Source organism: bacterium (genome assembly GCA_023230585.1).
Taxonomy (GTDB): domain Bacteria; phylum Ratteibacteria; class UBA8468; order B48-G9; family JAFGKM01; genus JALNXB01.
Genome location: JALNXB010000004.1, coordinates 47,102 through 71,567, shown reverse-complemented (window position 1 = coordinate 71,567; position 24,466 = coordinate 47,102). Strand labels below are relative to the sequence as shown.

Annotated in this window: 21 protein-coding genes; all 21 read left to right on the top strand. The window is 32.2% G+C overall.

Features of this window, described 5'->3' with window-relative positions; genetic code table 11:
* Positions 1-277 precede the first annotated feature (277 nt).
* The 21 genes from M0P98_01855 to M0P98_01755 all read left to right on the top strand — a co-directional run bounded on the left by M0P98_01855 (position 278) and on the right by M0P98_01755 (position 24,428).
* A complete protein-coding gene (locus M0P98_01855) occupies positions 278-1,237 on the top strand; it encodes a GDP-mannose 4,6-dehydratase (GenBank protein MCK9265622.1) in 960 nt (319 codons plus the stop codon).
* Between the two features lie 309 nt (positions 1,238-1,546).
* The gene (locus M0P98_01850) at positions 1,547-3,139 is read left to right on the top strand and encodes a glycosyltransferase family 39 protein (GenBank protein ID MCK9265621.1); all 1,593 of its coding nucleotides are present in this window, start codon (positions 1,547-1,549) and stop codon (positions 3,137-3,139) included.
* A gap of 43 nt (positions 3,140-3,182) precedes the next feature.
* Positions 3,183-3,692: a hypothetical protein gene (locus M0P98_01845; GenBank protein MCK9265620.1), complete on the top strand. Its 510-nt coding sequence runs from the start codon at positions 3,183-3,185 to the stop codon at positions 3,690-3,692.
* 138 nt (positions 3,693-3,830) lie between these two features.
* Positions 3,831-4,874, top strand: a complete 1,044-nt coding sequence (gene gmd / locus M0P98_01840; GenBank protein MCK9265619.1) for a GDP-mannose 4,6-dehydratase — start codon at positions 3,831-3,833, stop codon at positions 4,872-4,874.
* A gap of 196 nt (positions 4,875-5,070) precedes the next feature.
* Complete coding sequence (locus tag M0P98_01835) at positions 5,071-6,006, top strand: GDP-L-fucose synthase (GenBank protein ID MCK9265618.1); 936 nt, start codon at positions 5,071-5,073, stop codon at positions 6,004-6,006.
* Positions 6,003-6,785, top strand: coding sequence for a glucose-1-phosphate cytidylyltransferase (gene rfbF, locus M0P98_01830; GenBank protein ID MCK9265617.1), 783 nt, complete (start codon positions 6,003-6,005; stop codon positions 6,783-6,785). The genes M0P98_01835 and rfbF overlap by 4 nt, the downstream gene beginning before the upstream one ends.
* A gap of 135 nt (positions 6,786-6,920) precedes the next feature.
* Positions 6,921-7,892: a GDP-mannose 4,6-dehydratase gene (locus tag M0P98_01825; protein ID MCK9265616.1), complete on the top strand. Its 972-nt coding sequence runs from the start codon at positions 6,921-6,923 to the stop codon at positions 7,890-7,892.
* Positions 7,879-8,850: an NAD-dependent epimerase/dehydratase family protein gene (locus M0P98_01820; protein MCK9265615.1), complete on the top strand. Its 972-nt coding sequence runs from the start codon at positions 7,879-7,881 to the stop codon at positions 8,848-8,850. Before M0P98_01825 ends, M0P98_01820 begins: the two co-directional genes overlap by 14 nt.
* 44 nt (positions 8,851-8,894) lie before the next feature.
* Positions 8,895-9,710 carry a transketolase gene (locus M0P98_01815; protein ID MCK9265614.1) on the top strand — a complete coding sequence of 272 codons (816 nt, stop codon included), beginning with the start codon at positions 8,895-8,897 and terminating at the stop codon, positions 9,708-9,710.
* The gene (locus M0P98_01810) at positions 9,707-10,621 is read left to right on the top strand and encodes a 1-deoxy-D-xylulose-5-phosphate synthase (protein MCK9265613.1); all 915 of its coding nucleotides are present in this window, start codon (positions 9,707-9,709) and stop codon (positions 10,619-10,621) included. The genes M0P98_01815 and M0P98_01810 overlap by 4 nt, the downstream gene beginning before the upstream one ends.
* Positions 10,618-11,919: a lipopolysaccharide biosynthesis protein RfbH gene (gene rfbH / locus M0P98_01805; protein ID MCK9265612.1), complete on the top strand. Its 1,302-nt coding sequence runs from the start codon at positions 10,618-10,620 to the stop codon at positions 11,917-11,919. The genes M0P98_01810 and rfbH overlap by 4 nt, the downstream gene beginning before the upstream one ends.
* A complete protein-coding gene (locus M0P98_01800; protein MCK9265611.1) occupies positions 11,916-12,917 on the top strand; it encodes a glycosyltransferase in 1,002 nt (333 codons plus the stop codon). Before rfbH ends, M0P98_01800 begins: the two co-directional genes overlap by 4 nt.
* Positions 12,914-13,915 carry a glycosyltransferase family 10 gene (locus M0P98_01795; protein MCK9265610.1) on the top strand — a complete coding sequence of 334 codons (1,002 nt, stop codon included), beginning with the start codon at positions 12,914-12,916 and terminating at the stop codon, positions 13,913-13,915. Before M0P98_01800 ends, M0P98_01795 begins: the two co-directional genes overlap by 4 nt.
* 14 nt (positions 13,916-13,929) lie before the next feature.
* Positions 13,930-15,420, top strand: a complete 1,491-nt coding sequence (locus M0P98_01790; GenBank protein MCK9265609.1) for a hypothetical protein — start codon at positions 13,930-13,932, stop codon at positions 15,418-15,420.
* Positions 15,417-16,508 (top strand): glycosyltransferase family 2 protein, encoded by a 1,092-nt coding sequence (locus M0P98_01785; protein ID MCK9265608.1) that lies wholly within the window; start codon positions 15,417-15,419, stop codon positions 16,506-16,508. Before M0P98_01790 ends, M0P98_01785 begins: the two co-directional genes overlap by 4 nt.
* A gap of 219 nt (positions 16,509-16,727) precedes the next feature.
* Entirely contained in the window at positions 16,728-17,849 is a 1,122-nt protein-coding gene (locus M0P98_01780; protein ID MCK9265607.1) for a glycosyltransferase family 4 protein, read from the top strand.
* Positions 17,849-18,976, top strand: a complete 1,128-nt coding sequence (locus M0P98_01775; GenBank protein ID MCK9265606.1) for a glycosyltransferase — start codon at positions 17,849-17,851, stop codon at positions 18,974-18,976. The genes M0P98_01780 and M0P98_01775 overlap by 1 nt, the downstream gene beginning before the upstream one ends.
* Before the next feature lie 158 nt (positions 18,977-19,134).
* Complete coding sequence (locus M0P98_01770; protein ID MCK9265605.1) at positions 19,135-20,613, top strand: hypothetical protein; 1,479 nt, start codon at positions 19,135-19,137, stop codon at positions 20,611-20,613.
* Positions 20,614-20,671: 58 nt separating this feature from the next.
* Complete coding sequence (asnB, locus tag M0P98_01765; protein MCK9265604.1) at positions 20,672-22,573, top strand: asparagine synthase (glutamine-hydrolyzing); 1,902 nt, start codon at positions 20,672-20,674, stop codon at positions 22,571-22,573.
* On the top strand, positions 22,573-23,274 hold the full coding sequence (locus M0P98_01760; protein ID MCK9265603.1) for a polysaccharide deacetylase family protein: 702 nt from the start codon (positions 22,573-22,575) through the stop codon (positions 23,272-23,274). The genes asnB and M0P98_01760 overlap by 1 nt, the downstream gene beginning before the upstream one ends.
* Positions 23,238-24,428 carry a glycosyltransferase family 39 protein gene (locus M0P98_01755; GenBank protein ID MCK9265602.1) on the top strand — a complete coding sequence of 397 codons (1,191 nt, stop codon included), beginning with the start codon at positions 23,238-23,240 and terminating at the stop codon, positions 24,426-24,428. Before M0P98_01760 ends, M0P98_01755 begins: the two co-directional genes overlap by 37 nt.
* The last annotated feature ends 38 nt before the right edge of the window (positions 24,429-24,466 follow it).

Genomic DNA, 24,466 nt, shown 5'->3' with positions numbered 1-24,466 from the left:
TAAAAATGGGATTAACCCATTGTACCTTTTTTTCTATGATTAGCTCTTTTGGAGCGCCATCTTAGTTTGCGTTTCTTTCTTCTCATTTGAATTTAATTGGCTATTTTTGAATAACCGTATATTTCACCTCCTTAACCAAAAATTTCTGTTAAGTTATAAACAGAAACTTAAATTATCAACATATATTTAAAGGTTTTTTTTTATTTTTGTCAAATATTTTTATTAAAATGTATAATAGTAGAAATAAAAACAGAGAATAAAAACATCTGGAGCGAAAATGAAATATCTAATTACAGGTGGATGTGGTTTTATTGGTTCTCATCTTGCCGAAAGATTATTGAAAGAAGGTAACGAGGTTTTTGTAATAGACGATTTATCGACAGGAAACCTTAACAATGTAGAACATTTAATAAAAAAGAAAGGTTTTCATCTTACAATTGATACAATTTTAAATGAAGCAATCCTTAATGAAATGATAAGGGAAGTAGATTTTGTTTTTCATCTTGCAGCTGTTGTGGGGGTTAAACGAGTAATGGAAAACCCAGTTGATTCAGTTATTATAAATGTTGAAGGTACTTACAATGTATTAAAATCATCTGCTTCCTTTATGAAAAGAACTTTAGTTGCATCAACTTCAGAAATTTATGGCAAGAACGACAGAGTTCCTTTTACAGAAGATGCTGATATAATAATTGGGAACACAAAAAAGAAAAGATGGAGTTACGCCTGCGCAAAAGCTATTGATGAATTTCTTGCTTTTGCTTTTTTTGAGGAGAAGAACCTTCCTATATCTATTGTGAGGCTTTTTAATACAGTTGGACCTCGTCAGAGCGAAAGGTATGGTATGGTTATTCCGCGTTTTATATCTCAAGCGTTAGCCAACAACCCGCTTACTGTTTTTGGTTCTGGAGAACAGACAAGATGTTTTATGCACGTCTTAGATGTTATAAACGCTCTGCTTCAACTTGTAAAAAAAGAAGAGATATATGGAGATGTGTTTAATATTGGTAGTTCTGAAGAGATAACTGTTAAAGAGCTTGCAGAAACAATAATTAGAATAACAGGTAGCAAATCTGAAATTTTGTTTATTGACCCCAAAGATATCTATAAGAAAGGGTTTGAAGATATGAAGAGAAGGGTGCCTGACACAACAAAAATTAGAAACCTGATTGACTATAAGATTGAGTATAATATTGAAGATATTATTAAAGATTGCTTAAAAGAGAAACATAAATAAAAGAGGAGATTACACGCTTTTTGCCTCTACCCCCATTCCGTTTTTGCGAGTGTTTCTTAACGTGGCAATCTCGCCGAAGGCGGAAAGGAATGGGGGTAAAAAAGCAAAGGCAAGGATAAAAACATAAAAGAAAAAGAACCCCTCACCTTGCATCCTCTCTCCCTCGGGGGTTTGCAGAAAGGTTAATGTGTGGCTATGTCACCTTCTCCCTATCTGCTTGTCATTCCGGACTTGATCCGGAATCTCGTTTTTACTACCTATGTTACGTGGATTAAGTGAAAGATTCTGAAACAAGTTCAGGATGTTAAAATGAAAAAGGGGAAAATAAAACAAATTATGGAAAAAATAAACCTAAAAAAAATACTGAACAATAGAACAAACCTTATGTTACTTGGCATACTTGCAGTTGGCTTATTGATAAGAATTATCTTTCTTTATTATTTTAAAGATACAGTCTATTTCAATCCTCTCTTAATGGATAAACACGACCAGAAAACATTTATGCTTTGGGCACAGCAAATAATTAAACACCCCGTGTACGTAGACGGTAATATTTTTTATATGACCCCTTTATATCCATATTTTCTTGCTCTTTTATACAAGGCCTTCTTCTCAAACTTAAATTTGGTAATATTTTTTCAATTATTAATGAACACTTTTTTATCTTTCTTACTATTTTATATTGGTAAAAAAATCTATAATGAGAAGGTAGGTCTTATTGCTGCATTTCTTAGTGTTTTTTACAGAACTTCAATAGTTTATGCTTCTTCTGTTTTAAGCGATTCTCTGATATACTTCCTTTTTATACTTTTTATTGTTCTTATATTCTATGCCTTAGAAAAACCAAATATATCAAGATGGGTTTGGTCTGGAATTGTTCTTGGGCTTGCTGCTCTTTCAAAACCTACAATTGCTATATATCTCCCCTTTTTGTTATTAGGGCTATACCTATATCCTCAAAAAAAATTACTTCCTACAAAAGGTTCTGTCAAATTTCAACCTATATTTGTAATGTTAATACTTCTTGTTGTTTCAGGAATAACCATATTGCCTATTACTCTTAGAAACTATTTTGTTGGAGGGGAGATTGTGCCAATATGCACAAACGGTCTTGTTAACTGGCAGATAGGTAACAGTGCAGATTCTATCGGGTTATTCTACTATCCCAAAGGAGAACTTTTAAGTCCTTTATCATTTGCCTTCTGGAAACTCTTTTTTATGAAACTTGGGCTTTTCTTTACAAGTTATGAATGGCCACAGAACCTTGATATGTATCTTTTGGATAAAGTAATTCCCTTTATAAGGGTTGCGTTTGTTAAATTTGGATTTGTTTTCCCTTTAGGAATGGGAGGGCTGATAGTTCTTTCTATTAAAAATTTTAAACGGAATTTTATATTTGCTTCATACTCTATAATAAATGTTGTGTGGGTGACTCTATTTTTTATTGTTGATAGGTTCCGTTTACCAGCAGTTGGATGTTTTACTGTTTTATCTGCCTACTTTATTGTATGGAGTATTGAGAAGTTCAAAGCAAAAAAAGTTCTTATACCGATATTAGTGTGGTTAGGGGTTGGTGGATTTTCATCCTTATTTAATATTATCCCAGGTCCTTTAATACCTAAGGTGTCATTTGAAACCTTTGCAGGGTTAAGTGTTAAAAATATTGAGTATGCACTTTTAAAAAGAGATTTAGACGATGGGTACAGAAAAGCAAAGGCATATTACGATTTTATGCCGGGAGATTTTAGGTCAAACTTTATGCTTGCTTGTATCCTTGCAGATATGGGTAAAAAAGAAGCCGCTACATATTATCTTGAAGAAACTATAAGGATAAACCCTGGTTTTGAGCCAGCTTACAAATTTTTAAGTGACCTTCAATTTTCAAAGAGAAATTTTAATTAAGAAGATTAGTTATTGGTGGACAATTTTGTAGATAATTAAAACTATGGAAAAAAATATAGAAAAAATAAGGGATAGATTTATAGAAATGCTTGGCAATATTGGTGAAAGCCTTGGCTTAAACCGTACCGTATGTCAGATATACGCTCTTTTATACATAAGTCCAGACCCTCTTTCACCGGCCGAGATAGGAAGATTGCTTGGTGCAAGTAGAGGAAACATAAGTATAAATATGAAGAAACTTGAAGAGTGGAACGCTGTAAAAAAGGTCTGGAAAAAAGGATATGTAAGAAGTTTTTATAAAGCTAACCAAGATATAGAGTCAATAGTGGTAGAAAAACTTAAAACTGGTTTAGAAAAACGAACGGTAACAATGAGAGAATCTCTTGCAGAATTAAAGGATTCAATTAAACCATCTTCAAAAGTAGAAGAAAAAAAGATTAATAAGCAGAGGAAACATATCTTAGATTCTATCTCCAAAGTAGAGGACTTCTTAAAGTATTCAGACCTTTTTATTGAAAATATAGATCTGTTAAAATCTTTCTTTAAAAAATAAAAGGGATAAAAGATGAGACTACCCCTATATGTAATTCCGGGCTTGGTCCAAATCTCGTTTTATTCTCCCTCATCTCTTGACAAAATAGTTTAATTTGTTTAAAATATATTAAACAATATTAATAAACTTTGGAGAAAAATGAGACAAAAAGCGTTAATTACTGGCATAACAGGTCAAGACGGCAGTTACCTTGCAGAATTTCTACTAAAAAAAGGATACGAAGTCCACGGTATTATTCGTAGAGCAAGCACTTTTAACACTGTTAGAATTGACCATATATTTTCTGATTTTCATTCTCCAGACACTCGCCTTTTTCTTCATTACGGAGATATGAGCGATAGTGCTCAACTGGATAACCTTATTTATAATATTAAACCTTCAGAAATATACCACCTTGGAGCTCAGAGTCATGTAAGAGTTAGTTTTGATATGCCTGAATATACCGGTAATATTACTGGGCTTGGGACAACCCGTCTTTTGGAAGCAGTAAGACGAAGCGGTATAAAAACAAAATTTTACCAAGCAAGTAGTAGCGAGATGTTTGGAGATTCGCCGCCACCTCAAAACGAAAACACCCCTTTTAAACCTTGTAGTCCTTACGCAATAGCAAAGGTTTATTCCTACTGGATAGCAGAAAATTACCGAGATTCATACAACCTTTTTATATGTAATGGTATCTTATTTAACCACGAATCTCCAAGGAGAGGAGAAACTTTTGTAAGCCGTAAAATCACTCGAGCTATTGCACGAATTCTTAAAGGAGAACAGGATTTCCTATATTTAGGTAATCTTAAAGCAAAAAGAGATTGGGGGTTTGCTCCTGAATATGCTGAAGCTATGTGGGCTATTCTTCAACAAGAAAAACCTAATAACTTTGTTATAGGTACAGGTGAATCTCATTCTGTTGAGGAGTTTGTAGAAAAATCTTTCTCTTACGCAAACCTTGATTGGAAAAAATATGTAAAGATAGACCCAACCTATTTTCGTCCTAAAGAGGTCAATGATCTTATCGCTGATATAGAGAAAGCAAAAAAGGAGTTAAAGTGGAAACCTCGTATTAGGTTTGAAGAACTTATAAAAATAATGGTTGATTATGATATGGTGGAAGTAGGGTTAAAACCGGTAGGTGAAGGTATTAAAATAGTTGAAAAAGAAAATTTTAACTGGACAAAGGTCTCATAGTTTTTTCCCGTTCTCCCTCTACCCTATAGGCTCTTGGGATAGTGAGTCTTCAGGGGTTTACAGAGAAGTTAATGGGATGAGGTTTATCCGCCGAAGCTTGTATTTTAGCGTAGGAGGGGTTTCGTAACGTTGCAATTCCCTCGGGGGTACTCGGGATAAGACTCGCCGAAGTCAAAAAAGGAATGGTAGAAACAAGATGGAAAAAAAAGATAAAATCTATATAGCGGGTCATAGAGGACTTGTTGGAAGCAGTATATTAAGATACTTGAAATCTAACGGTTATAATAATCTGGTATTTAAGACAAGTAAACAGATGGATTTAAGAAAACAGGTTTTAGTTGATAACTTTTTTAAGAAAGAAAGACCTGATTATGTTTTCTTATCTGCAGCAAAAGTTGGTGGAATACTTGCAAATTCAAACTACCCTGCTGACTTTATATATGATAACTTATCAATACAAACAAATATTATCAATTCTTCATATAAACACGGGGTTAAAAAACTGCTTTTTCTTGGAAGTTCTTGTATTTATCCAAAATTTGCTAAACAACCTATTAAAGAAGAGTACCTTTTGACAGATACCCTTGAACCTACCAATGAACCATATGCTATATCAAAGATTGCAGGTATTAAAATGTGCCAAGCATATAACAGGCAATTTAACACCAACTTTATAAGCGTAATGCCTACTAATCTTTATGGTCCTTATGACAATTTTAATTTGCAGGATTCTCACGTTATACCTGCTTTAATTATGAAGTTTTGTAAAGCTCAAAAAGATAATCTACCTTTTGTTGAAATATGGGGTACTGGGAAAGCAAGGAGAGAGTTTTTATATATCGACGACCTTGCCGAGTGTTTGGTCTTCTTGATGGATGTATATAATTCAAATGAAATTATAAATGTAGGGGTAGGGGTTGATCTTACAATTAAGGAACTTGTGCAAAAAATAAGGAAGATAACAGAGTATAAAGGTGAAATAAAATTTGATACTAGCAAACCAGACGGAACTCCACGTAAATTGCTTGACGTTACAAAAGTTCTTAACTTAGGGTGGAACCCGTCTATCTCTTTAGACGAAGGACTTGAAAAAACAATTGATTGGTACCGAAAAAATATGGAGGACAAATGAAATCTAAAGTAGTGATTCTATGTGGCGGTAGAGGCACACGAATGGAGGCAGAAACAGAGTTTCGCCCTAAACCTCTTGTTGAGGTTGGTGGGATGCCTGTCCTTTGGCATATAATGAAGATATATGCCCACTATGGTTTTGATGATTTTATACTCTGTCTTGGATATAAAGGTAAGATGATAAAAGAATATTTTCTTAATTATGAGATAATGAACTCAGATTTTACATTAAAATTGGGAAGTAATAATATAAAAACCTATACCAAATCTTATGAAAAAAATTGGAAAATTACCTTTGCTGATACAGGTGAAAAAGCCCAGACAGGTGCAAGGGTTAAGAGGATTGAGAAGTATGTTGAGAATGACGATATTTTTATGCTTACTTATGGTGACGGCGTAGCTGATATAAATATAAAAGATTTGTTGGAATACCATAAATCTCATAAAAAAATTGGGACAATTACCGGAGTGCATCCTTCCTCAAGATTTGGTGAACTGCTAATAAAAGATGACCAAGTAGTTAAATTTGGAGAAAAACCTCAAGTTAAAAAAAGTTTTATTAATGGAGGTTTTTTTGTTTTCAATAAAGAATTTTTTGAATATTTATGGGATGATGACAGGTGTTATCTTGAGAAAGAGCCACTTGAAAATCTTGTGAAAGATAATCAGTTGAATGTTTGTTTACATAATGGTTTCTGGCAATGTATGGATACACAAAGGGAGTTGGATGTTTTGAGGAATTTGTGGGCATCAGAAGAACCACCTTGGAAAGTATGGTAACAATTTTGCTCACTCCGTCTTTGCGAAGGAACGTTTTTTGTGACTGCGACAATCTCGTTTTTGCACCGCTCCATAAATGACAATGTGTGCAGGAAGAAAGGATTAAGGGGAGAGGTTTTTTTACAGGAGATACTAATGCCAAAGGTTTTTTGGAAAGATAAAAAGGTCTTAATAACTGGATACGAAGGGTTTGTGGGTTCTCACTTAACCAAAAAACTTCTTTCTTTGGGAGCGGATGTTTTTGGTATAGATATTATAACAGAACGTAAAGAAACTATTTTAACCCAAAAAGATCTTGCCCAGATAACTATTATAAAAGCAAGTGTAAGCGAATATAAAATTGTTGAAAATATTATAAAAGAAAACAAGATACAGGTTGTATTTCATCTTGCTGCTGAAGCTATCGTTGGCGAATGTTTAAAAAAACCTCTTAACGCTTTTTCATCTAATATAAAGGGAACCTGGAATATTCTTGAGGTTTGTAGACAATCTGATACAGTTAATTGTGTCATAACTGCTTCAAGCGACAAAGCATACGGAGAACAACAACTCCCATATAAAGAAGATTCACCTTTAAAAGGTCAACACCCTTACGATGTTTCAAAAAGTTGTGCTGACCTGCTTTCTCAATCATATTTTCAAACCTATGATTTACCTGTTGCTATTACCCGTTGTGGAAACATATATGGTCCCGGGGACTATAATTTCTCTCGTATTGTACCTGATGCTGTTAGGTGTGCTATATTGAGTAGAGAGTTTTTAATTAGGAGTAACGGACTTTTTACTCGTGACTACATATTTATTGATGATATAGTTGAAGGATATATTATGCTTGCAGAAAACTTGAACAGAGAGAATCTTGCAGGGGAAGCATTCAATTTTAGTAACGAAAAACCTATATCTGTGGTTGAACTTGTGGAAGAAATATATAGGATAGCAAAACAAGAGCCCAATTATAAAATTCTTAATGAAGTAAAATGCGAAATAAAAGACCAATATTTATCTTCCTCTAAAGCGAAAGGAATTTTAAAATGGCAACCTAAATACACTCTTCAAGACGGATTAAAAAAAACTATTTTGTGGTATTTTAAAAATGTTAACAAATAAAAGAGTGTTAATTACTGGCGCAACAGGATTTGTTGGGGCAAACCTTGTAAAAAGTTGCCTGAAAAAAGGGGCAGATATTTATCTTTTAACCCGTGCAACTTCAAACAAGTGGAGAATAAACGATATTCTTAAAGATGTGTCAGAATTTTCTGCCGATTTGACAGATAACCAAGCAGTTGAAAAATTAGTTTTAACGATACGCCCCGAAATAATATTCCACACAGCTGTTTATGGCGGGTTTCCTTATCAGAGAGATTTAAAAAAAACCATAGATACCAATCTTCTTGGAACAATTAATCTTATAGAAGCTTGTGAAAAGGTTGGGTTTAAACTTTTTATCAATACAGGTTCTTCATCTGAATATGGAGTTAAAGAAGAACCTATTAAAGAAGATTCTCCCTTAACTCCTTTTTCTTCTTATGGTATTTCAAAAGCTTTCGCAACCCAGTTTTGTCAAATGAAATTTAGGACTGGATTACCTGTGATAACATTACGATTATTTTCTCCTTATGGTTATTATGAAGGAGCAACAAGATTGATTCCATCAGTAATTTTATCTTCCTTGAAAGATATTGCACCCGAAGTTTCTTCACCAACTTCTGTCAGAGATTTTGTTTTTATTGAAGATGTAGTCAACGCATATCTAAAAGCAGTAGATATGAAAGATAGGTTGAATACGGATGTTTTTAATATTGGTTCAGGGTTGCAGCATTCTGTTGGTGAAGTTGTAGAAAAAATTCTATTTTTAACAGGTAAGAAAATAAAACCAAAATGGGGTTCTGTTTCAAATCCAAGAATTGAACCAAAAATCTGGCAAGCAGATATTTCAAAAACAGAACAAATTTTAAACTGGCAGCCTAAACACAGTCTTGATAATGGGTTAAATAAAACATTAATATGGTTTAAAGAAAATAGTTTAATGTATGAAGGTGAGGTGTCCAATGGAGATATACTATGAAACTATCAAAGTATGTAATTGACCTACTGTGGGAAACGAAATAAATGACTAAAGAAGATTATAAGAAATTAGCATTAGAAATAAGAAAAAAAATACTTTCTATGCACGCTAAATCAAAAAGTTCTCATATCGGCTCGGCATTCTCTTGTGTCGAGATATTGGTTACTCTATACTTCAAAATTTTAAAAATCAATCCTAAGAATCTAGAGGATAACAACAGAGATAGATTTATTTTAAGCAAAGGGCATGCTTGCAGTGCATTATACGCTACTTTGGCAAAAAGGAATTTTTTCTCAGAGAAAATTCTTGATACTTATGCAATTAATGGGGGGCAATTGTTTGGACATATCACAAAAGGGATTGTACCCGGTATTGAAACTTCTGCTGGTTCCTTGGGGCACGGTCTTCCAATTGGAATAGGAATAGCAATTTCTATGAGGTATGACAAAACAAAATCACGCGTGTTTATACTGATGTCTGACGGAGAGTGCAATGAAGGTTCTATTTGGGAAGGGGCACTTTTTGCCGCACACCATAAATTGGAAAACTTGGTAGCTATTATTGATTATAATAAACTACAGGCGTTTGGTACAACTGATGAAGTTATAGGTTTGGAGCCGTTTGTAGAAAAGTGGGAATCTTTTGGCTGGGCAGTTAAAGAAGTAGATGGACATAATTTTAAGCAGTTGATAGAGACATTAGATAAGGTTCCTTTTGAAAAAGATAAGCCAAGTATGGTTATTGCTCATACAGTAAAAGGGAAGGGTGTCTCTTTTATGGAAAATAAACTTGAATGGCATTATAAATCACCTAATCAGGAAGAGGTAATAGCGGCTTTACAGGAGTTGGAATTACAATGAGACAAACATTTATTAATACTCTTATGGAACTGTCAAGAGAAAACAAGGAAATTTTCTTGCTTACGGGAGATTTGGGTTTTTCTGTGTTTGAAAAATTTAAGGAACAATTTCCAAGAAGATTTTTTGATGTAGGTGTTGCAGAGCAAAATATGATAGGTATTGCTTCTGGGCTTGCTTTATCAGGAAAAATTGCTTTTGCTTATTCTATAATTCCATTTTTAACTATGAGATGTTTTGAACAGATACGTAACGATATATGTTATCAAAGTACTAATGTAAAATTAGTAGGTGTTGGAGCTGGCTTTGCTTATGGGTCTGCAGGTTTTACCCATTATGCCATTGAAGATATTGGAATAATGAGAATGCTTCCAAATATGGTTGTTGTTTCTCCTGCTGATACATTAGAAATGGAATTAACTGTAAGACGTTCAATTGAACATAATGGTCCAGTATATATAAGAATAGGAAGAGCCAGAGAAACAATCTATTCAACTAAACAGAACTTTAAATTAGGTATAGGAATAACAGTAAAAGAAGGCAAAGATATTACTATTTTTTCTACAGGCGATATACTTGAGAATGTGATAAAGGTTGCAGAAAAATTAACAGAATGCAATATAAGTTCAAGAGTAATAAGTATGCACACTGTTAAGCCAATTGACAAGGAAATCATTTTAAAAGCAACGAAAGAAACAAGAGCAATATTTACCGTTGAAGAACATAGTGTAAATGGCGGATTGGGGAGTGCAGTTGCTGAAATTTTATCAGATTATTCTTGTAGAAATGTTCTTTTTAAAAGAATTGGTATTTCTGAAATATTTGTGAAAGAAGTGGGTGACTATAAATACTTGAGAGAAAAACATAATCTATCCGCTAACGCAATATTCAAAACAATTATTGGACTATTATGAAGATAAAAAAAGAAATTCTCGAAAAGGTTAAAGAACTTTATGAACTTAAAGAACAAGATGAATTTATTCCCGGGAAAAGTTATGTTAATTATGGAGGTAGGGTTTATGACGAAAAAGAGTTAATCAACCTTGTTGACGCTTCTCTTGATTTTTGGCTTACTGCTGGAAAATATGCAAAAGAGTTTGAAAAAAGGTTATCAAGTTTTCTTGGTTTGAGGTACTCAATCCTTGTTAATTCTGGTTCATCTGCTAACCTATTGGCTGTTTCTGCTCTTACATCTCCTTTATTAAAAGAAAAGAGACTTCTACCGGGAGATGAGGTTATTACTACCTCTTGCGGGTTTCCTACTACACTAAATCCTATAATACAGAACAACCTCACACCTGTCTTTCTTGATGTAAAGATTGGCTCTTACAATATTGATACCACACTTATTGAAGAAGCAATTACAGAAAAGACAAAAGCGATTTTTATTCCACATACACTTGGAAATCCAGCAGATCTAAATAAAATAACAGAAATATCAAAAAAATATAACTTATGGTTTATTGAAGATAATTGTGATAGTTTGGGCTCAAAATATAATAATAAGTATACTGGAACCTTTGGTGATGTTTCAACTTGTAGTTTTTACCCACCACATATTATAACAACAGGAGAGGGCGGAGCGGTTATGACCAACTCCCCACTACTTAAAAAAATTATCCTTTCTTTTAGAGATTGGGGGCGGGACTGTTGGTGTGAACCGGGTTTTGATAATACTTGTGGCAATAGGTTTTCCACCCAACACGGAAATATGCCTTTTGGGTATGACCATAAATATATATTTTCTCATATTGGATATAACCTTAAAATGACAGATCTACAGGCATCAATTGGGGTGGCTCAGATGGATAAACTTCCGATGTTTATTAAAGCTCGCCAAAAGAATTTTGAGTATCTTTATGCCAACTTAAAAGAGTATGAAGAGTTTTTTACGTTACCTAAATGGGAGAAAGAAGCGATACCTAACTGGTTTGGATTTCCATTACTGGTAAATAAGGATGTACCTTTTCAACGGGCAGATATTGTTAAACACCTTGAAGAAAAGAAGGTTGCAACAAGAATGCTTTTTGGAGGTAACCTTATAAAACAGCCTGCCTATAAAAATATAAAGTGTAGAACATCTGGAAACTTAAATAATACTGACCTAATAATGAACAACCTTTTTTGGGTAGGGGTATACCCAGGGCTAACTGAAGAAAAATTAAGTTATATGGTAAAAACGTTTAAGAACTTCTTAAAAGGAGTTAAATGAAAATTCTACCAGTTTTTCTCCATTTCGATTATGGCATTAAATCCAGAGGTGAAACAATAGAATATAAGGGTGGTGGCTGGTATTCCTCACTAAAACAACTTGGGTATGATGTTTATCCTTTCTGGTGGGACGATTATAAAGAAAATAAAGAAGAACTCCAGAAACTTTTAATTGAATATTCACAAAAGGTACAACCAGACATAATTCTTTTTATACTAATGAGAGATGAATTCTCTTATGAAACACTTGATATTCTTAAAGAAAAATATACAACTATAAATTGGTTCTGGGACGACCATTGGAGGTTTGAAAATTTTACAAAACATTATGCTCCCCATTTCACTTATAGTGTTACAACTGATAAATATTCTTTACCTAAATATAAAAGTATAGGTTATAAAAACGTTATTTTAAGTAGAGGTGCTTCAAGTGGTTATATTGCTACTTTAGATTTTGATAGGGTTAAATATCAATATGATATATCTTTTGTTGGCGGGTACAGTGCTTTTAGAGGGTGGTTGGTAAAGCAATTAAAGAAGCAAAAAATTCATATAGAATGTTTTGGAGTTGGTTGGAAGAATGGAATTGTTCAATGGGAAAAGATGAACGAAATTTTCTTAACATCTCGAATAAATTTAAATATATCTAATAGTGTTTCGTATGATGTAAGATATATATTTTCTCATTATAGAAATATTAAAGAGTTTTTAAAATCGGATAAAAGAGTTGAACAGTTAAAACAGAGAAATTTTGAGATTCCTGCTTTTGGTGGTTTTCAATTAACTAATTATGTTCCTGCTTTAGAAGATTATTTTGATATCGGTAAAGAGGTAGTTGTATATACAGGTCTTGAAGATTTAATTTTGAAATTAAACTATTATCTTGAAAATGAAGATATAAGAAAAAATATATTGGCAAACGGGCATAAAAGAGTTTTAAAAGATGGACCGACTTATGTTGAGCGGTTCAAAGAAATTTTTGTAATGATAGACAAATGAAAAAAACAACATTTTTTACTGGAAATTATTATTTAAACAATAAACAGTTTGATGTTTTTGATAAAAATTTTAATACTAACGACTGTATGTATGGTTTTTATATGTTAAGAGAAAAGTTTTTAGAAAATGATATTGATTTAAGTACCCAAGATATTAATCCTATAAAGGATTCGGAGTTTATTATTTATAACGATATGCCAGAATCTAAATATATTGTTCCGGACAATTATTTGCTATTAATAGAGTCAAGAATTGTTTATCCTGAAAACTGGGATTTGGAAAAACATAAATATTTTAAGAAAATTTTCACCTGGGACGATACCCTGATTGACGGTAAAAAATATTTTAAAATAAATTACTCACACAAAATTCCTAAAACATTTGATATAAATATTTCTCAGAAGAATAAATTATGTGTGATGGTAAATTCTAATAAATACTATAAACATCCTTTGGAGTTATACTCCGAAAGAATAAAAGCGATAAGATGGTTCGAAAAACATCATTCTGAAGATTTTGATTTATACGGTTTTGGGTGGGATAAAGCGGTTTTTAAAGGTGTATTGAAACGATTGAATAGGTTTGATAAGTTGGCAAAAGTGCTTGCTCCACGAAGAAGCAGTTTTAAATTTCCCGCACCTGCATCAGAAGTTATGTCCAACTACAAATTTTCAATCTGCTATGAAAACGGCAGGGATATTCCTGGATATATTACAGAGAAAATCTTTAATTCTTTTTTTGCTGGTTGTGTTCCTGTTTACTTTGGTGCTCCCAATATAACCGACTATATACCTGCTAACACTTTTATTGATAAAAGAAACTTTAAAAATTATGAAGAACTCTACCGTTATTTGAAGGATATGAGAGATAGCGAGTATATAAGGTATCTGGACTCAATAAAAAACTTTGTTTTAAGCGATAAAATATATCCTTTTAGTGCAGAGTGTTTTGTTGAAACGTTGTTTAAAGAGATAGTAGAGAAATTTTCTGAAAATTAAATATACACAACATTATGAGAAAAACAAGAGATATAGTTATTTTAACCATAGGTAAAATGCTTTTAATTTTAACCTCAGTATTTTCTATACGAATTTTTACCACTCTTATATCACCCTACGAAGTAGGACGTTTAAATATACTATCTGTTATTTATGGGTGGTTTGGTTTGATTTTTATTGCTCCTGTTGGTAATTATGTTACAAGAAAACTTCTTGAGTGGAACAAAGAAGGTATGATAAAAAAGTATGTGACCTCTATTTTAGGTTACTATTTTTTGGTCTCTGTATTTGCTACATTTTTAATTATGATTTTAAGAGTTTTTTTTAATGTTGGAGTAACTGTTTCTTGGGTAATTTTTTTAACTATAGGAAGTGTTCTATTCTCAAACGGAAACACATCTTTTATTGGTTGGATAAATATTTATGGTAAACGTTTGCAATTTGTTCTATTTTCTATACTAACTGTCTGGCTGGGGTTGTTGTTTAGTTCATTTTTTGCATTAAAGATTAACCCATCAGCAGAATACTGGTTATTTGGAAATTTAATAGCCCAAGGGCTAATACTTGTTCCAGCAGTTTTTTACTTATTTAAAGCTTCAACTAAAACATATATTGTAAAAGACAAACTATATACAAGCGGTTCTATTAAAAATGTTCTCAAATTTTCTTGGCCTTTTGCTATCAGTTCTTTTCTTTACTGGCTACAATCTCAAGGGTACCTTTTTGTGTTTAAAAAAATTACCAGTTTTGAGATGGTGGGTATTTTTACTGTTGGTATAGGTATGGGCAACAAGTTGATGGTACCTTTTGAAGACCTTTTTAACCAGTATTATAGACCTTTATTTTATAAAGAGATATCTAACAGCACCGAAACAGAAAGAGCGGAGGCATGGAACAGGTACGCTTATGCTTTTTTCCCTGCTGTTATTATAATGGCAATCTATATATTTATGAACGGTCCACTTATAGCAAAAGTTTTTACAGGCGAGAAATTTCATAAGGCAGGATATATAATACTTTGGGGTGCTGTAATAGGAGGTATGCAGATGGTATCTTCTGTTATAACACTTGTTTCTCATGCTCAGTTTGAAACTAAACCGCTTATAACTCCAGGAGTTACGCTTGCCTTTTCTTCGCTACTATTTATCTTTTTACTGGTACCAAAAAACCCTTTTTTAGGCGGTGGGATTGCTTTATCTCTCGGTTGGCTACTCTATATTGTGCATTTGTATTCAAATATGAAAAGACAGTTACCTATTAGAATACCTTGGTTAAGAATGGGGTATGCTGTAATCTTATCTTTACCAATGTTTTGTCTAACACCTTTACTCTATAGATATGGAAATACATTTAGTATGATAAAGTCTTTGCTAATCCTTTTTATTTCAGGGATATACTGGTTTGTTATTCAATTTATTCTTGCACGTAAATGGATTTTTTATTCCTTAAAGATTTCTTTTATTGATAGTTTAGAAAATAAAATTAAGTTTCTTTTTATAAAATGAAAAAAAATCGACTTATTACAATAGGTGTACCAACATATAATAGTGGTAGATATATTAAAGAATGTCTTGATTCTATCATTGCTCAGTCCTACACAAACCTTGAAATTATTGTGTCTGACAATGGTTCTACAGACGATACAAAAAATATAGTTCTTTCATATAACGACCCGAGAATAATTTTTAGAGAGAATAGAGAAAATTTATACTGTTACGGTAACTATAATGCAATTTTACGTTATGCTAAAGGAGATTTTATTTCTTTCTACCATTCAGATGATATATATACACCTCAAATTGTTGAAAAGCAGGTGGAATTTCTTAATTCCAATAATGGTGTAGGGGCAGTGTTTACTGAAGCGTTTGAGATTGATACCTTAGGTAAAACAACAGGAACAAGGGAATTTCCTGAAAAATTTTTAGATGTTAACAGTTTGAATTTTAAAAGTGGGTATAATGGTTTTCTTGAATTTTGGGATTTTCTGATATGTCCGAGCGGTATGTTTGTTCGGGAAATGTTTTCACAGATAGGCTCTTTTAAGGAAGAGAACTACTTTTTAAATACTAAGAACAAAGTTTGGTTGGAATTGTTAAGTAAGTATAAACTGAAAAAAGATATGATATTTACTGCAAACGATCTGGATATGTGGCTACGTATTTTACAGGTAACCAATATAGGAATTCTTCATAAAAAACTTATGTATTACCGTGTTCATTCAGGTCAAGGTTCGCAAATTTTTGGAACAGACAACTCTATCTTTTTTGTTGTAATGGACTATTATTCTGGGTACGCTAAAGAAGAAAAACTTGTTTCAAAATCTTCCTGGAAAAAATATGAACTATGGAAACTCTCCGAAGAATTTGCTTCCGGGCAAAGAGCGTTATTAAAAAGTGAGTATAAAACTGCACAGAGATATTATTTATCTTTTTTAAAAAATTTAAAGTCGTTTAATTTGCCAGTTTCAAGTGCAAATACAGTTAAAATTATCTGGGCAGTTAAGTATGTGTGTTTCTATTATTTAGGGTTTAGTTCTATGTTTCGTAAGATTTTGATTTTTTTTAGAAAAAAGAGAGGATTAGATACTTATTAAAAATGAGTAGTGCTTGGTGAACATTGTGAAGTTTATAGAGAAATGTATAATCTCCCACTACTCTCCTCTGGGGGAGAGGATGAAAGGTGAGGGGAGCTTTTCTCCGTCACTATAACAAAAATATGACGGGGTTTACCGAATATTTACTAACTAAAAACTGAAATGCGAGATTGTTTTTAATCTTTTAAGTTTGTTTAAACCAAAATATAATGGAGCAAAATGAAAATATTGATAGATGCAGCTTTTGGTAAGACCCAACCTGCTGGGTTGGAATTGTGGGGGCAAGAATTTTTAAGGTACCTTGGAAATTTTGATAAAGTTAACGAGTATATTATTTACGGTTATTTTTGGAGAAATTATCAAGAGAGGAAGGAACTTGTCTATATCCCTAAAGGAGAAAACTTCTCTCTGTATGTAAGTAAGATACCTAAACAGGTAGTAGATTTTTTTGAATCCAGAAATGTTGGTCTAATTAGCAAATTGCTTCCGGCTAAAGATATAGATATTTTTCACGGAATAGGTTTCTTCTTACCAAAATTGAAAGGAATAAAGGGTATTATTACTGTTCACGGGTTGGACTTTAAAGAATTGAAGGTAACCTGGTATAAAGATAAATGGTACAAACATTTTCCAATATATTTAAAGAGGGCAGACAAAATCATTGCTGTTTCAGGTTATGTTAAAAATATTCTTATGGATTTTTATAATATCCCTGAAGAAAAAATATCTGTTATATACCACGGTATAAGAAACAATTTCTATTATTATGGTGATAAAGAAAAAAAGAATAAGAACGAAACTGAAAAACCGTATATAGTTTGTGTTGCTACTTCTGTTGAAAGAAAGAATATTACAAGAATAATAAATGTTTTCAATTCATTGAAAGACAAACATAAAGATGTCAATCTTTTGCTTGTTGGTGATAAAGAGATGCTTTTAGGGTCATTAAAAAAACAGATAACAGAACTAAATCTTGGTGAACGCATTATTTTTTCTGGATACCTTGGGGATGATAAACTACCAGAAGTTTATAATAATGCAGAATGTCTTGTTTTTCCATCGCTTTATGAAGGGTTGGGGTTACCTATTATAGAGGCGATGGCTTGTGGATGCCCTGTTATAACATCAAACATTACTGCAATGCCAGAGATATCTGGTGAGGCAGGGGTGCTTGTTGACCCGTTAAGTGAAGAAAGTATCAGAGATGCAATAGATAAGGTTTTGTCTAATGAAATCTATCGTAAAGAACTGATTACTAAAGGGCTTGAAAGAGCAAAATTCTTCTCTTGGGAGAAAGCAATAAAAAACACAATTGATTTATATACTAAATTGGTTACCTAATGAAAATTTTAAAAATCTGTTATGTGCTTGGAACATTAGAAGTTGGTGGGGCTGAAAAACAGTTACAACTTCTAATAAGGGATCTGGATAGAAAGAGGTTTGAGCCGATTATGGTTGCCTTAAGAGGCGGTAGGATGCAGAAAGATTTTGAAAAGATATGCAAGGTGCATATTATTGGAAAGAGATGGAAGCTTGATATTCTTTTTTTGGTGCGCCTTATAAAGGTAATAAAATCAGAAAAGCCGGATATCGTTCACACCTCAATGTTTACTTCTAATCTATGGGGTCGCCTGGCAGGGGTAATAAATCGGGTTCCTGTTATTATAGGTTCAGAGTTGAGTATGGATTTCTGGAAGACACCTTTTTATTTTTTTATAGATAGGTTTTTTGCTAAATATAGCCAAAATATAGTTTGCAACTCAAAAGAAGTTAAAGAAAGGTATAAAAAAACTCTTGGTAAATATTCAGACAAGTTGAGCGTAATTTACAATGGTATTGATATGCCCTTTTTTGATAGGGTTGAATATAAAGAAAAAATTAAAGAAGAGTTTGGAATAAAAGACGAAATAGTTGTTTTAACGGGAGGGCGTCTATGTGCTGAGAAAGGGCTTGACTATTTTTTACAGGCGGCTTCAATGGTTGTTAAAGAGTTTGATGAAGTAAAATTTCTTATAGTAGGCGAAGGCGAAAAACGTGAGGAACTTTTAGAGTTGACTGATAAGTTAAAGTTGAACAAATTTGTTATCTTTACTGGTTATAGAAATGATTTATCGGACGTTATGAAGGTAAGCGATATTGTAGTGCTGTCTTCCTTATGGGAAGGGTTACCTAACCTTCTTATTGAAGGTATGGCTTTAAAAAAGGCTGTTATAGGGACAGGTGTTGGCGGGACTGTTGAGATAGTAAAAAACAAGGTTAGCGGGTTTGTTATACCAGCAAAAAATCCTGAGGAACTTGCAAAAAGTATTTTATCTTTATTAAAAGACGATAAGAAAAGAAAAATGATGGGGGAGAGTGGATATAAGTTTGTAAAAGAGAACCTGTCCCTTGAGAAGATGGTTAAAAATTATGAGAAGTTGTATGAGGATAACTGCGGATATTCCCCTTGCATGTCATTCCGGACTTGATCCGGAATCTCGTTTTTTACGTAGTGCTTATTACCAACGTGAGTTAGGTTAGAGATCCTGAAACAAGTTCAGGATAACAAATTTTGACGTTCAGGCGATAATGTGAACAAGTAGAAGGCAAAAATAGATAGTAAAACAAGCAAAAGGCGTCGAAAAAAATGAAAAAAAACAGAGAAGATAAAAAGATAATTTTCAAAGTTTTATCACTATTCATTGTTTTGGTGTCTCTTTTTTTGTTGTTATTTATTGGTTTTAAATACGGGCTCCAAAATATAATATCTGAAACAAGAATAGATGAAATTTCAAATATATTAAATACAAAACAAAGAATATCTCTTGGTGGATATTCGGTAGGAATTTACAAGTTGTTCAATTTAGTACTTGTTCTAATTTCTATTAAAGCTTGGTTTTTTGTAAAGAAGAAGGTAAGAAATAAGTTCATAAGATTGATTATTCCATTATTTTTTATATCTTTTATAATAAAATATTTATTTACATTATATGCTTGTGCTGTTTCTTGTTCAATTTATTCTTTCGTAGATTGGTTAATCAGTTTTGCGGGAGGTTTTGTCCGAAGGGGATTATCTGGCTATTTAATACTTTTTTTATCTGACTTATTGAAAACAAAACCTGATACAATTGTTTTAGCTGTGCAGACGTTCTTTTATCTGGGATATATGGTACTGCTTTTCTGTTTAATATATAAGAAAAAAATCAATTTTTTATTTTTAATAATTCTGCTTTCTCCGGCAACATTACGTTTTCCTATTTTAGATAGTGCTGGCGCAGGTAGGAAAGAGATAATTTTATTTTTTATATTTGCTTTATATCTTCTCTCTTTAGAAAAGAAAAAAAATTATTCATTTTTTTCAAACTTGTTATTCTCTCTTTTAATTGTTTTTGCAACTTTTTTTCACGAGTTAATATTTTTCTACACACCTTACTTTATGCTAATTGCCTATTTAAAATCCAAAGTTGAAAACCAAGTTTACAGTTTTTGGCAACACTCATTGTTTATACTTTTACCTCTTCTTGCAATGATTTTAATATTCCTTTTTGGTAGAGATATCAATGGCCCAATAATTGGAGCCGATTTAGTTAGAAGAGGTTTAAGTTCAGAAGTCCATAACGGAATACTTGACCCATATTGGAATACTTATTGGATAAAAGAGAATTTACATTTTTTAAAAACTAATAATTATTATATAACTTATAGTATCTGCACTTTTTTAGGATTGATACCATTTTATTTTTTTGTAAAGTATTTAAAATATCAAATAAGTAATCTGAAGATATTTTCAACTTTATTATTGCTATTTGTATTTTCTTCTCCCTTATTTTTACTTGCCTGTGATTGGGGAAGGTGGCTAAATATACACTTTATGCTTATGTTATTTTCTACAACTATTTTTTTAAAAGATAAAGACGAGATTACTGAATCAGAACATCAGGTTACCGAGCAATTTACACCCCATTTATTTCAAACAAGCAGAGTTCATAAATTATCATATAAAACAATTTTTAGTGTCATTTTTTTCTGTTATTTAACTATGTGGTATATGCCAGTAATCTCGTATGAGAGTTTGTATGAAAGCATATTTATTAACGCAAATATAAGTATTTTTTTTAATAAGTAAATTGAAATTTAATTTAATATACAAAAAATTGAACGCTTGAGGGATAAAAGAGATTAATATGGGCGCTATATGTGGAATTATAAATGAAAACCAAAAAATAGACACTCTTCTTTTGAGTAGAATGTTAAAAACTATTTCACACAGAGGCAATAGAGAAGAGAAGGTTTTTGTAAAAGAGAATATAGGGTTAGGTTATAAGGATTTTAAATTATCCAACTCTGATTCAACAGACCAATGTATCTCAAATGAAGATAATACAATTTTTCTTGTATGTGATGGTAATATTTATAATTATAAAGATTTAAAAATTACTCTTCAAAAAAAGGGGCATAGGTTTAAGAGTAGTTCTGATAAAGAGGTAATTATACATCTGTACGAAGAAAAAGGTGTAAAACTTCTTAATGACCTAAGAGGAGTTTTTTCTTTTGGTTTATGGGATAACAGAAACAAAGAACTTTTTCTTGCCAGAGATAGGGTAGGTAAAAAACCTTTGGTATATTCTGATACATCTTGTGGAATTATTTTTGCATCCGAAATTAAATCTTTACTCCTCCATCCAGAAATGAAAAAAGAAATCGACCTTCATTCACTCGATTTGTTTATTACATATCAAGCAGTTCCTTCCCCAAAGACAATCTTTAAAGGAATAAAGAAATTACCGCCTGCCCACTATCTTTTATGGAAGAATAATAATCTGAAAATAAAAAAGTATTGGGATATTGACTACACAAAAAAACTTATACTAAAAAATGAAGACGAATATTCTCAACTGTTATGGGCAAACCTTGTTGATTCAACAAAAATATGCATCTCTGACGATACTTCTTTTGGGGTTTTCCTATCTGGAGGGTTAGATTCAACTGTAATAGCAGGTATAGTTAATCAATTATCTCCCAATAAAATTAAAACTTTTTCTGTAGGGTTTGAGGAAGAAGAGTTTAATGAATTGAAGTACGCTTCTCTTGTAGGAAGTTTTTTTGGCTCTGAACATTATGAGTTTATAGTTAAACCTGATATTATGAAGATTTTACCTAAACTCCTATGGCATTATAATGAACCCTTTGCTGATTCTTCTATGCTTGCTACTTACTGTCTTGCTTACGAAACAAAAAAATCTGTTGAAATAATTTTTAACGGTGATGGTGGAGATGAAACTTTAGCAGGATATACCCGTTATTGGCAAACTTTGATGTTGGAAAAAATTAGTAAACTAATGAAGGTTTTGCCTTCTGGAATAAAAGAGAAATTTATCAACTCTTTTATTAAAGTGTGTGAAAAGAACCCATCAAGCAGTTTTTTTAAGGTTGGGAAATGGTTATATGAACTGGAAAAAAACGGATATGGACACGCTTACGGGAGAACATTAACTGCTTTTGCAAGTGAATATAAAGAACGACTATACTCTCCAATGATAAAGAATGCCTTAAAGGATTTTGACCCGTTTCATCTATTAAAAACTCTCTGGACACAAGCAGGCAATATTTCTTTACTTGAAAAAATCCTTTATACCGACCAACACCTTTATCTACCAGAAGTTCTCTCTGTTAAGATGGATGTTGCTACAATGTCAAACACACTTGAAACTGTTAGCCCTTTTCTTGACCATAAGTTTATTGAACTGATGGCCTCTTTTCCGCCTAACCTTAAATTGAAAAAAAACACTACCAAGTATATACTCAAAAAAAAGGTAGGTGGTTTTATTCCCAAAGAGATTATTTATAGAAAAAAAATGGGGTTCGGAGTTCCTTTAGGTAAATGGTTTAAAGGAGAACTTAAAGATTATATTTCTTCGTATCTTTTATCAGACAAGTTTGATAAGAGAGGATTTTTTAATAATCTTGAAGTAAGAAAAATGGTTCAAGAACATATTTCTGGTAAAGCGCTACATACTTCTCGTTTATGGTCTTTATTGGTCTTTGAGTTATGGTATAGAGTTTTTATTGAAGGAGAAAGTTTATAATGGTCTTAGCGTATCATAGAGTTAACCCTTGGTATAAAAAGGATGCTTTAAGTGTTTCGCCTGAAACTTTTAAAAGACAGATGAAATATTTAATCAGACGAAAGTTTATACCAACCAGTATAAATGAAATTTCAACAGGAACTAAAATACTTCTTGAAAAGAATAGGTTTTGTGTAACTTTTGATGATGGTTTTGCTGATAATCTCTGGTATGGGTTACCGGTTATGGAAAAGTTACATATTAGACCCATTATATTTATTAGTGTTGATTTTATAGGGACAAATAAGACACTTCCAAGATACGAGTTTTCTGATAAGGAGCGGTTTTTAAACTGGAAAGAGATAAAAGAGATGGTTGGGAGGCAGGTAGAGTTTGGTTCTCACGGGTTGAAACATTTACACCTACCCACCCTTGAAAACAAAGAACTGAAAACAGAAGTATATGACTCAAAAAAAATTATTGAAGATAAGATAGGAAAAAAGGTTGATTTTTTCTGTTATCCTTATGGAGATTTTAATCAAAGAGTGGTTGATGCAGTAAAAGAAGCTGGTTATGCAGGAGCGTTTGTAACACCGGGTAAAAGAAAGTTAGAGGTAACAGAGTACACAATACCAAGAACAGGGATTTATAGTCATAACAATTTTTTAATTTTTAAGGTAAAGATATGGAAAAGCAACAAGAAAATAGAAAAATCGTTTTAATTCTTTTTATAGCAAGTTTTGTAATACGATTAATTTTTATATTAACTTTAAAAAAAGAGTTCTACTTTGATGATGAGAGTGAGTATTACAGAATGATACAGAACTTTTTTTCTGGTAAAGGTCTAATAGCAGGTGAACATATTAAAGGTTTTAGACCTCCTTTATATCCTCTGATAGCAAGTATTTTTTATTATTTCAAATTAGGTCTTACTGGTATCCGAATTTTTCAGGTGTTCTTATCATCTTTAACAGTCCCATTGATTTATCTTATAGGGGAAAAGGTCTTTTCTAAAAAGGTAGGCATTGTCTCTGGAATAATAAGTGTTTTTTATCCCTTCTTTATCTTTTATAACGGGTTTTTGTTAACTGAAACCCTATTTCTTTTTTTGGTAGTTTTAACCTTTTATATATTTGTAAATCTTGAAAAAAATATAAAATATTATATATTTGCAGGTATAACTCTTGGGCTTGCTGGTTTATGCAGGCCTACAATGCAGAGTTTTTTGCCATTTATATTATTTCTTATTTTAATAACTAAAGAAGCAGTAAAACCAAAATTGCAAAAATCTTTCATACTATTGCTCTTTTTTTCTCTTACTATAAGCCCTTGGGTTATCCGCAACTATACTCTTTTCAAAAAAGTTATTCCCGGTACTACTATGGGAGGGTATGTTTTTTGGGAAGGTAATAACCCAAATTCTGATGGTGGACCTTGCCAGTTTTTTCCAGAAAATATAATGTCTGTTGAAGAAACTGAAAGAGACCAAATACTATATAAAATGACTTTTGATGTTATCAAGGAGAACCCTAAACGGTTTGTATGGCTCTTGGCAAACAAATTTAAGAGGTTCTGGAATATTATCCCAAACGCTTTAGATTATACAAAACCTCTTTACAAAGGTATAAGCATAATGAGTTTTGGAGTAATGATGCCTTTCTTTCTGTTAGGTTTTTTTCTAACATTAAAAAAGCGTGGTGCACAATTTATGCATCTATTAATAGTGTTTTTCACTATTTTTCATATGGTTTTTCTTGCTTCCATAAGATATCGGTTGCCTATAGAGCCGTTTTATATTATATTGGCAGTGTACGGTTTTTTTAAGGTGGAGGAATGGGTTATTCCGACAATCAAGCGGGAGAAGGGTGGATGTTAAAGGTTTGGATGGTCAGGCTTGTAAAAAAAAGGAGGGGT

What these genes read in the sequence shown, in the direction of transcription:
- M0P98_01845 (MCK9265620.1), top strand. Translation starts at nt 3,183, where the DNA reads ATGGAAAAAAATATAGAAAAAATAAGGGATAGATTTATAGAAATGCTT.
- M0P98_01790 (MCK9265609.1), top strand. Translation starts at nt 13,930, where the DNA reads ATGAGAAAAACAAGAGATATAGTTATTTTAACCATAGGTAAAATGCTT.
- asnB (MCK9265604.1), top strand. Translation starts at nt 20,672, where the DNA reads ATGGGCGCTATATGTGGAATTATAAATGAAAACCAAAAAATAGACACT.
- M0P98_01775 (MCK9265606.1), top strand. Translation starts at nt 17,849, where the DNA reads ATGAAAATTTTAAAAATCTGTTATGTGCTTGGAACATTAGAAGTTGGT.
- M0P98_01855 (MCK9265622.1), top strand. Translation starts at nt 278, where the DNA reads ATGAAATATCTAATTACAGGTGGATGTGGTTTTATTGGTTCTCATCTT.
- rfbH (MCK9265612.1), top strand. Translation starts at nt 10,618, where the DNA reads ATGAAGATAAAAAAAGAAATTCTCGAAAAGGTTAAAGAACTTTATGAA.
- M0P98_01825 (MCK9265616.1), top strand. Translation starts at nt 6,921, where the DNA reads ATGCCAAAGGTTTTTTGGAAAGATAAAAAGGTCTTAATAACTGGATAC.
- M0P98_01770 (MCK9265605.1), top strand. Translation starts at nt 19,135, where the DNA reads ATGAAAAAAAACAGAGAAGATAAAAAGATAATTTTCAAAGTTTTATCA.
- gmd (MCK9265619.1), top strand. Translation starts at nt 3,831, where the DNA reads ATGAGACAAAAAGCGTTAATTACTGGCATAACAGGTCAAGACGGCAGT.
- M0P98_01760 (MCK9265603.1), top strand. Translation starts at nt 22,573, where the DNA reads ATGGTCTTAGCGTATCATAGAGTTAACCCTTGGTATAAAAAGGATGCT.
- rfbF (MCK9265617.1), top strand. Translation starts at nt 6,003, where the DNA reads ATGAAATCTAAAGTAGTGATTCTATGTGGCGGTAGAGGCACACGAATG.
- M0P98_01810 (MCK9265613.1), top strand. Translation starts at nt 9,707, where the DNA reads ATGAGACAAACATTTATTAATACTCTTATGGAACTGTCAAGAGAAAAC.
- M0P98_01795 (MCK9265610.1), top strand. Translation starts at nt 12,914, where the DNA reads ATGAAAAAAACAACATTTTTTACTGGAAATTATTATTTAAACAATAAA.
- M0P98_01785 (MCK9265608.1), top strand. Translation starts at nt 15,417, where the DNA reads ATGAAAAAAAATCGACTTATTACAATAGGTGTACCAACATATAATAGT.
- M0P98_01835 (MCK9265618.1), top strand. Translation starts at nt 5,071, where the DNA reads ATGGAAAAAAAAGATAAAATCTATATAGCGGGTCATAGAGGACTTGTT.
- M0P98_01850 (MCK9265621.1), top strand. Translation starts at nt 1,547, where the DNA reads ATGAAAAAGGGGAAAATAAAACAAATTATGGAAAAAATAAACCTAAAA.
- M0P98_01780 (MCK9265607.1), top strand. Translation starts at nt 16,728, where the DNA reads ATGAAAATATTGATAGATGCAGCTTTTGGTAAGACCCAACCTGCTGGG.
- M0P98_01800 (MCK9265611.1), top strand. Translation starts at nt 11,916, where the DNA reads ATGAAAATTCTACCAGTTTTTCTCCATTTCGATTATGGCATTAAATCC.
- M0P98_01755 (MCK9265602.1), top strand. Translation starts at nt 23,238, where the DNA reads ATGGAAAAGCAACAAGAAAATAGAAAAATCGTTTTAATTCTTTTTATA.
- M0P98_01820 (MCK9265615.1), top strand. Translation starts at nt 7,879, where the DNA reads ATGTTAACAAATAAAAGAGTGTTAATTACTGGCGCAACAGGATTTGTT.
- M0P98_01815 (MCK9265614.1), top strand. Translation starts at nt 8,895, where the DNA reads ATGACTAAAGAAGATTATAAGAAATTAGCATTAGAAATAAGAAAAAAA.